Here is an 8,039-nt window from a genome sequence, read left to right as displayed (position 1 = left end):
CCCGCCTCGCCGAGCTGCGGGGGCGGCTCGGCGAGGCGATGCGGCGGGCCGACGATCGGGTCGGTCCGATTCTGGGGTACGCGGCAGCGAGCGACTTCCTCGTGCTGCTGCGCCCCGCCTGGTGGGTGCTGCGCGGTTACCTGGCCGCGATGGCCCTGTCCCTGCTCTTCGGCAACTCCGGTTCGCCGACGGGGCTGCTGCCCCGGGTCGAGGACAACGAACTGCTCGGCCTGCTGCTGCTCGCCGCCATGGTGGTCGGCTCCATCTGGCTCGGTCGCCGCGGCCGGCCGGCCAAGCCGCTGAGCCGGTTCGCGTTGGCGGCCGCCACCGCGGGGCTGATGCTCTTCGCCCTGGTCGGGTTCCTCGAGGTGGACAGCGGCAGCCGGCAGTCGGGCTACATGGACGTCAGCTACGTGAACGAGTACGGCGACGTGGACGACGTCTTCGTCTACGACAGCCGGGGCCGGCTGGTGCAGGGCGTGCAGCTCTACGACCAGAACGGCCGGCCGCTCCACTTCGGCGACGACTACTGCGAGGACCCGGCGACCGGCGAGTGGCAATCGAGCCGCCGGCTGGGCTACCCGCGCTGCCCGGAGCAGGCCCCGTTCCTGATGGCCACGCCGAACGAGTCCGGCCCGGTGGCCGACGCCCCGACCGCCGAGCCGTCGGCCGAACCGTCCGAAGCAGCGCCGTCACCGTCCGCCAGCGCCACCGTGACGCCGCCCACAAAGGCCGCCCCCAGCCCGTCCGTCAGCAAGTAAGACCTGGTCGTAGGGTCGCGCGGGAGCGATGGCGATCGCTATCCTCCCGTGCTGGCGGCCGGTGCCCGGTCGTGCCCCTCGACATAAGGACGCCCATGACTGACCCGGTCGTGCCGACCCAGCCCGCCACCGCGGAGACCTCGGAGCCGGCGGCGCCCGAGACCCCGGCCAGGAAGAAACCGGTGGGTAAGGTGCTCGGCATCCTCGGCGGTCTGCTGATCATCGTGGTGATCGCGGCGCTGACGACCGGCCTCGGCAACGTGCTCCGGCCGGACCCGACCGGGGACGCGAAAGCGGGCGACTGCCTCGCCATCACGTCGGCGATGGGTGAGAAGGAGTCCGAGGTCAAGGCCGAGCTCGCCGAGTGCTCCGCGGCGGATGCGAAATACGCCGTGGTGGGCCGGGTCGACGGGGTCCAGGACGTGAAGAGCACCGCCTGCGACGCCACCTTCGACGCGAAGCTCGAGGACGGCGAGGAAGGGTACGTCGTCGCCAGCCCGGAGAGCGGTGGCTATCTGCTCTGCCTGAAGGCGAACGCCTGACCCGGGTGTGCGGCGCTCGGCAGGGGATGTTGTGCTGGTCGGGTGCTTCCGTCCGACGCCTCCCCGCGTACGCCCGATGACGTTGTGGCGCAGGCGGCCTCGGCCGCCTCGCTGAGCGTGCTGGACGCCCGGATCGCGGATTGTTTCGCCTGCCCGCGCCTGGTCGCCTGGCGCACCGACATCGCCGTGACCCGCCGCGCCGCCTTCCGCGACCAGGAGTACTGGGGCCGGCCGGTGCCCGGTTACGGCGTCGCGGACGCGGAGATCGCCATCCTCGGGCTCGCGCCGGCCGCGCACGGCGGCAACCGCACCGGGCGGATCTTCACCGGCGACCGGTCCGGTGACGTGCTCTTCGCCGCGCTGCACCGGGCCGGCCTGGCGAACCAGCCGACCAGCGTCGCCGCCGACGACGGCCTGGAGCTGCGGCACACTCGGATCTTCTCGGCGGTGCGCTGCGCGCCGCCGGACAACAAACCGCTGCCGGCCGAGCGCGACACCTGCGCGCCCTGGGTGCACCGCGAGCTCGACCTGATCCGGCCCACCCTGCGGGTGGTGGTCGCGCTGGGTGCCTTCGCCTGGCAGGCCTGGTGGCCGGCGATGACCGCGGCGTACGGGGTACGCCCGCCCGTGCCCCGGCCGAAATTCGGGCACGGCGCCCATGTCAGCCTGCCCGGCGTCCCCGATCTGCTCGGGTGTTTCCACGTCAGCCAGCAGAACACGTTCACCGGAAAGCTCACTCCGGCGATGTTGGACGGCGTGTTCGCCCGTGCGAAGGCTCTGGCAGGCCTGGCATGATGCGAGCTCTGCCGTTCAACCCCCGATCACGGATCTGAGCCCGCATGGACCTCCCCGCATTCCGCCGATGGTGGCCGCCGGCCGCTGTCGTCGGGCTGCTCTTCGTGCTCTCGCTGGCCGCGACCCGGTCGTCGCCCCAGCTGGACCACATCACTCCCGAGGCGACGCCGACCACGACTCCGCCGCCGCTGCTGCCACCCCGCACCGTGGCCCCCAGCGCCGTGGCCTCGGAGGCGCCGGTTCCGGAGGCGGCCCGCAGCCTGCCCGACTGGCTCGGCAACGCCGCGCTGGCCCTGCTCGCCGTGACGGCGCTCGTGATGATCGTCGTGCTCGGCGTCGCGCTGGTGCGCGAGCGCAAGCGCCGCCGGACCGGCCGCACCGGGCAGCACGGCCGGCGCAGCCAGCCGCGGACCGCGGAGGACCTGGTGGCCGCCCTCGACGCCGGCCTGGAGGAACTCTCCGACGCCGACCGCGACCCGCGCCGCGCGGTGATCGCCTGCTGGGTCCGGCTGGAGGACGCGGCCGCCGCGGCCGGCACGCCCCGGCATCCCGGGGACAGCCCGACCGACCTGGTCGGCCGGCTGCTGGCCGAGCAGCGGGTGGACGCCGGGGTGCTGGCCGCGCTGCTGGAGGTCTACCGCGAGGCGCGGTACGCGACGCACACCGTCGACGACCAGATGCGCCAGCAGGCCCGCTCCGCCCTGGAACGGCTGCGCGCCGACCTGGGCGCCACCCGGGACGGAGCCTTCACATGAGCGACGGGGGACTCGAGGACCTCTTCGGGGTAGCCGAGAAACCGGCCGTCGAGGAGGCGCCGCCGCCCGAGAAGCGCGGCTCGCCGATTCCCCGACTCGTCGGTGAGGCCACCCTGATCGGCCTGACCACCGTGGTCATCGTGGCCGGGCTGCGGGCCGGCGGGGTCAGCATCCCGCTGCTGCTGATCATCGCGGCGCTGGTCGGGCTCCGCCTGATCATGTTCGCGGCCGCCGCGGTCGCGCCGCCGCCGGCGCCCCGGCTGCGCTCCCGGATCGAACCCGCGAAAGCGCAGTCCGTGGACGCGCTGCGGGCCGCCGTTCGCCGCTGGGAGCAGAACCTGGACCGGGCGCACTCGGACCCGGAACTGTATACGCGTAACGTTCTGCCGGTGCTCGCCGAGCTGACCGACGAACGGCTGCGGCTGCGGCACGGCATCACCCGGGCCAGTGATCCCCGCCGCGCCCGGGAGTTGCTCGGGGAGAACCTCTGGTCGGAGCTGTCCGCACCCGGCCGGCGCGGCCTCCGGGCACGCGACATCGAGACCTTCGTCAACGCATTGGAACGACTGTGAGAAAGGCGCGCCGGTGACCCAGGCTCTTCCCCCGTACGAGGTCGGGCGGCTGGCCGGAGCGGTCCTCGACTCCGTCGGCACCGTGGTGGTCGGCAAGCGGGACTCGCTCGAGCTGGTGCTGGCCGGCATCCTGGCCGGCGGGCACGTGCTGCTGGAGGACCTGCCCGGTCTCGGCAAGACACTGACGGCGCGGTCCTTCGCGCAGGCCCTCGGGCTCGACTTCCGCCGCCTGCAGTTCACCCCCGACCTGCTGCCGGCCGACGTCACCGGCTCCTTCCTCTACGACCAGCGCAAGGGCGACTTCGCCTTCCGCGCCGGGCCGGTCTTCACCAACATGCTGCTGGCCGACGAGATCAACCGGACGCCACCGAAGACCCAGGCCGCCCTGCTCGAGGCGATGCAGGAGAAGCAGGTCTCGGTGGAGGGCGTCACCTACCGGCTGGACCCGCCCTTCCACGTGCTCGCCACCGCCAACCCGATCGAGTACGAGGGCACGTACCCGCTGCCCGAGGCCCAGCTGGACCGGTTCATGCTGCGGGTGTCGTTCGGCTATCCCACCGCCGAGGAGGAGTGGGACGTGCTGCGCCGCCGGATGTCGCGGCGCCAGGAGGAGGCCCAGCTCGCCCCGGTGGTCAACTCGCAGACCCTGCAGTCCATGCAGGCCGCGCTGGAGTCGGTCGCGGTGGAGGACTCGATCGGGCGCTACATCGTCGCGCTCACCTCGGCCACCCGTGAGCACGGCGCGGTGCTGGTCGGCTCCTCGCCCCGAGGCTCGCTCGCCCTGCTGCTGCTGGCCCGCGCCCGGGCGGCGATGGCCGGCCGTGACTACGTGGTGCCGGAGGACGTGAAGGACGTCGCCGTCCCCGCCCTGGCACACCGGATCACGCTGCGCCCGGAGATGTGGCTGCGCCAGGTCAACCCGTCGTTCGTGGTGCAGGAGGTGCTTTCGGCCGTGCCGGCCCCGGCTAGTGGCGCGCTCCCCACGTACGCCCGGCATGACTGACTGCACCGAGCGGCACCCAGCCGCAGCCAGCTTCGGCGCTGAGGGCGAGGGCCAGGAAGGCATGCCAATGAGGCACAGTCATGACTGAGAGCCGATCGGAGCGGGTCTGGGTGCCCACCCGGGCACTCGGTCGATCGGTGCTGCTCACCGGCCTGTTGCTGCTGCTCGGCGTGGCGCTCGGCCGGGTCGACCTGGTGCTGCTCGCCGCGCCGTTCGCGATCGGCGCCGCGCTGCACCTGCGCCGGATCCCGACCTCCGCGCCGGAGGTCACCATCACCGCCGACGAGCAGCACATCGTCGAGGGCGGGCAGGTCGAGGCCGGCCTGACCGTCAGCAACCCCGACGAGATCGGGTACGACCTGGTCGTCGTCCGCACCCGTACCTCGCCGTGGCTGCGCCTGGAACAGGCGGACCGGCCGTTCGCGATCACCGTGCCGTCCGACGGCTGGGCCGCGATCGACCTGCCCGGCGAGGCACTGCGCTGGGGCCGGCAGGACGTCGGCCCGGCCGCCGCCCGGGCCGCGGCCTGCGCCGGCCTGCTGACCTCCCGCCCGGTCGTCACCCAGGCCCACGGCGTACGCGTCTATCCGGTCACCGAACCGTTCAACGCCACCGAGGCGATGCCCGCCGCGGCCGGCCTGGTCGGCGCGCACCGCTCGCGCCGGCCCGGCGAGGGCGGCGAGCTGGCCGGCGTCCGCCAGTTCGCCCCGGGCGACCGGCTGCGCCGCATCGACTGGCGGGTCTCGCTGCGCACCCGCGACCTGCACGTCGCCTACACGCTCTCGGACCGTGACGCGGAGGTGCTGCTCCTGCTCGACGTGCTGGGCGAGGTCGGCCTGCCCGGCGGGGTACGCGGCAGCGCCTCGGTCCTGGACACCACGGTCCGGGCGGCCGCCGCGATCGCCGAGCACTACCTGCACCGCGGCGACCGGGTGTCCCTGCTGGAGTACGGCGCCGCCGCCCGCCGCCTGCGCCCGGCCTCCGGCCGCCGTCAGTACCTGACCGTCCTGGAGTGGCTGCTCGACGTCCGGCCCGACCCGGTCGACACCGAGCAGTACGAGAACGTCCTCGCCGCCCACCACGTCTCGTCGTCGGCGCTGGTGGTCGTGCTGACCCCGCTCGTCGACCCGCGCGCCGCCGACATGCTGGCGCAGCTCACCCAGTCCGGCCGCTACACGGTCGCGGTCGACACCCTGCCGCCCGGCGCCGCCCCGCCGGTGCGCAACGAGTGGACCCCGATGGCCACCCGGCTGTGGCGGATCGAACGGGAGAACGTGCTGGGCCGGCTGCGCGAGCACGGCGTACCGGTGGTGGCCTGGGCCGGCGCCGGCAGCCTGGACCTGGTGCTGCGGGACGTGGCCCGGATGGCCTCCGCGCCGAGGGGGCGCTGACGTGCTGACCGCGATCACCCGACGGGTCGAGGGCCTGCGTACCGCGGCGACCCGCGCCACGACCGTACCGATCCTGGTCCGCTGCGGCGTCTGGCTCTGCGGCCTGCTCGCCTTCGGCGTGGCCTTCCCGGCCGAAGTGCTGACCGGCCGCTTCCTGATCCCGCTGGTGCTGATCGCGCTCTGGCCCGCGCTCGCCCCCGGCGGCCGCGGCGGTACGGTCACCGCGCTGGTCGCGGTCGCCGGCTGGATCGCCGACACCGCCGGGTTCGACAGCCGGATCGCCCTGTGGCGGGTGCTGGCCCTGGCCACACTGCTCTATCTGGCGCACACCCTGACCGCGCTCGCCGCCCTCCTGCCCTACGACGCGATGGTCAACCTCGACGTCCCGGGCCTGTGGCTGGCCCGCGCCGGCGCAGTGATCTTGATCTCGGCGGTGGTCATCGTGCTCGCCCTGGGGCTCACCGCTGACCTCGGTGGCGGCCCGTTCCAGTTGGCGACTCTGGTCGGTCTGGCGGCGGCCGTCGGTGTGACACTTCTCCTAGCACACGCAATCCGCCGGAGATAAAAATCCCGGCCAAACTGTGGGTTACGACACTTGACTTTCGTTGGTTGCGATGGTCACAGAACCGCGCACGAAATGGCTCGCGCGCGCGACAATAGGTTCGTGAATCCGCCGCGCATAGTCGTCGTAGGAGCAGGTCACGTCGGGCTTTACGCCGCCCTCCGCCTGTCCAAGAAGCTGAATCGGAATCGGGCCGAGGTTGTCGTCATCGACCCTGTTCCGCACATGACTTACCAGCCGTTCCTGCCTGAGGCAGCGGCTGGGAACATTTCGCCGCGACACGCTGTGGTGCCGCTGCGCCGGGAGCTCAAGAAGTGCCGCATCGTGTCCGGTGAGGTGACCCGGATCGAGCACGCACGCAAGACCGTGACCGTCCAGCCGATCGACGGCCCGGCCTACGAGATGGAGTACGACCACATCATCGTGGCGCCCGGCTCGGTCTCCCGGACCCTGCCGATCCCGGGCCTGAGCGACATGGGTATCGGCCTCAAGACCATCGGTGAGGCCATCTACCTGCGCAACCACATCCTCGACCGGCTGGACGTCGCTGCGGTGACGCCCGACGAGGAGGTGCGCAAGGCGTCGCTCAACTTCGTCTTCGTCGGTGGTGGCTTCGCCGGCATCGAGGCGCTCGCCGAGATGCAGGACGTGGTCTCCGACGCGCTGAAGTACTACCCGGAGCTGGACCCGAAGGAGGTCCACTTCATCCTGGTCGAGGCGACCAACCGGATCCTGCCCGAGGTGGGCCCGGAGATGGGTGCCTACACCGCTCGTCAGCTCGCCGCCCGCGGCGTCGACCTGCGGCTCAGCACCTTCCTCGAGTCCTGCGTCGACGGCAAGGTCGTGCTCTCCGACGGCGACTCGTTCCGTGCCGAGACGCTGGTCTGGACGGCCGGTGTCAAGCCGTCGCCGATGCTGGAGCAGACCGACCTGCCGCGCGGCCCGCGCGGGCACGTCAACTGCCTGCCCACCCTCCAGGTGGCCTCGCTCGAGGGCGAGGTGTGGGAGGGCGCCTGGGCCGCCGGTGACTGCGCCCAGGTGCCGGACCTGACCAACCCGGGTGGCTGGTGCTCGCCGAGCGCCCAGCACGCGGTCCGCCAGGCCACCGTGCTCGCCGACAACATCCGCCAGGTGATCCTCGGCGGTGCGCCGAAGGAGTACCGGCACAAGCACGTCGGTGGCGTCGCCGGCCTGGGCATCAACAAGGGTGTCGCGCACGTCTACGGCATCAAGGTCAAGGGTTACCCGGCGTGGCTGATGCACCGCTTCTACCACGTCAGCCGGATCCCGTCGTTCAACCGCAAGGTCCGGGTGCTTGCCGACTGGGTGCTGGCCTTCCTGCTCAAGCGGGAGACCGTCGCCCTGGGCCAGCTGCACCACCCCCGCGAGGAGTTCACCGAGGTGACCCCGCCGGTGGCGCTGCCGACCGACAAGGTCGGCGCCGGCTCGCGCTGAGGGCGGTCAAGGCCGATTCCGCCGCCCGGGTGGCACCAGCTACGGTGTTCGCAGGCCCGCCCGGGTGGTGGAATGGCAGACACGGCCGCCTTAAAAGCGGCTGCCTTCAAAGGCGTGCGGGTTCGAGACCCGCCCCGGGCACCGGTCTCGGGGGGGGGGGGGGGGGCGCCCGCCCCGCCGGGGTGTGGGGGGGCGGGGTGGAG

At 72.7% G+C, this 8,039-nt stretch carries 9 protein-coding genes and 1 tRNA gene; all 10 read left to right on the top strand.

Annotated elements, in window-relative coordinates; translation table 11 throughout:
- A partial coding sequence (locus AB0F81_RS14920; protein WP_360196633.1) for a hypothetical protein occupies nucleotides 1-761 on the top strand: 761 nt, incomplete at its 5' end.
- Between the two features lie 95 nt (nucleotides 762-856).
- The gene (locus tag AB0F81_RS14915) at nucleotides 857-1,303 is read left to right on the top strand and encodes a hypothetical protein (protein WP_360196630.1); all 447 of its coding nucleotides are present in this window, start codon (nucleotides 857-859) and stop codon (nucleotides 1,301-1,303) included.
- A 42-nt stretch (nucleotides 1,304-1,345) separates the two neighbouring features.
- Complete coding sequence (locus AB0F81_RS14910) at nucleotides 1,346-2,098, top strand: uracil-DNA glycosylase (protein WP_360196627.1); 753 nt, start codon at nucleotides 1,346-1,348, stop codon at nucleotides 2,096-2,098.
- 44 nt (nucleotides 2,099-2,142) lie between these two features.
- Nucleotides 2,143-2,853, top strand: coding sequence for a DUF4129 domain-containing protein (locus tag AB0F81_RS14905; protein WP_360196624.1), 711 nt, complete (start codon nucleotides 2,143-2,145; stop codon nucleotides 2,851-2,853).
- Entirely contained in the window at nucleotides 2,850-3,425 is a 576-nt protein-coding gene (locus AB0F81_RS14900) for a hypothetical protein (protein ID WP_360196621.1), read from the top strand. Before AB0F81_RS14905 ends, AB0F81_RS14900 begins: the two co-directional genes overlap by 4 nt.
- Before the next feature lie 13 nt (nucleotides 3,426-3,438).
- On the top strand, nucleotides 3,439-4,428 hold the full coding sequence (locus AB0F81_RS14895; protein WP_360196618.1) for a MoxR family ATPase: 990 nt from the start codon (nucleotides 3,439-3,441) through the stop codon (nucleotides 4,426-4,428).
- 80 nt (nucleotides 4,429-4,508) lie between these two features.
- Nucleotides 4,509-5,819: a DUF58 domain-containing protein gene (locus AB0F81_RS14890; RefSeq protein ID WP_360196614.1), complete on the top strand. Its 1,311-nt coding sequence runs from the start codon at nucleotides 4,509-4,511 to the stop codon at nucleotides 5,817-5,819.
- A gap of 1 nt (nucleotide 5,820) precedes the next feature.
- Nucleotides 5,821-6,384, top strand: coding sequence for a hypothetical protein (locus AB0F81_RS14885; RefSeq protein ID WP_360196611.1), 564 nt, complete (start codon nucleotides 5,821-5,823; stop codon nucleotides 6,382-6,384).
- Nucleotides 6,385-6,483: 99 nt separating this feature from the next.
- A complete protein-coding gene (locus tag AB0F81_RS14880; protein ID WP_360196608.1) occupies nucleotides 6,484-7,836 on the top strand; it encodes an NAD(P)/FAD-dependent oxidoreductase in 1,353 nt (450 codons plus the stop codon).
- Nucleotides 7,837-7,894: 58 nt separating this feature from the next.
- A tRNA-Leu gene (locus AB0F81_RS14875) sits at nucleotides 7,895-7,977 on the top strand.
- Nucleotides 7,978-8,039 lie beyond the last annotated feature (62 nt).

Source organism: Actinoplanes sp. NPDC024001 (assembly GCF_040638955.1).
Taxonomy (GTDB): domain Bacteria; phylum Actinomycetota; class Actinomycetes; order Mycobacteriales; family Micromonosporaceae; genus Actinoplanes.
This window is presented reverse-complemented; position numbering and strand designations above follow the sequence as displayed.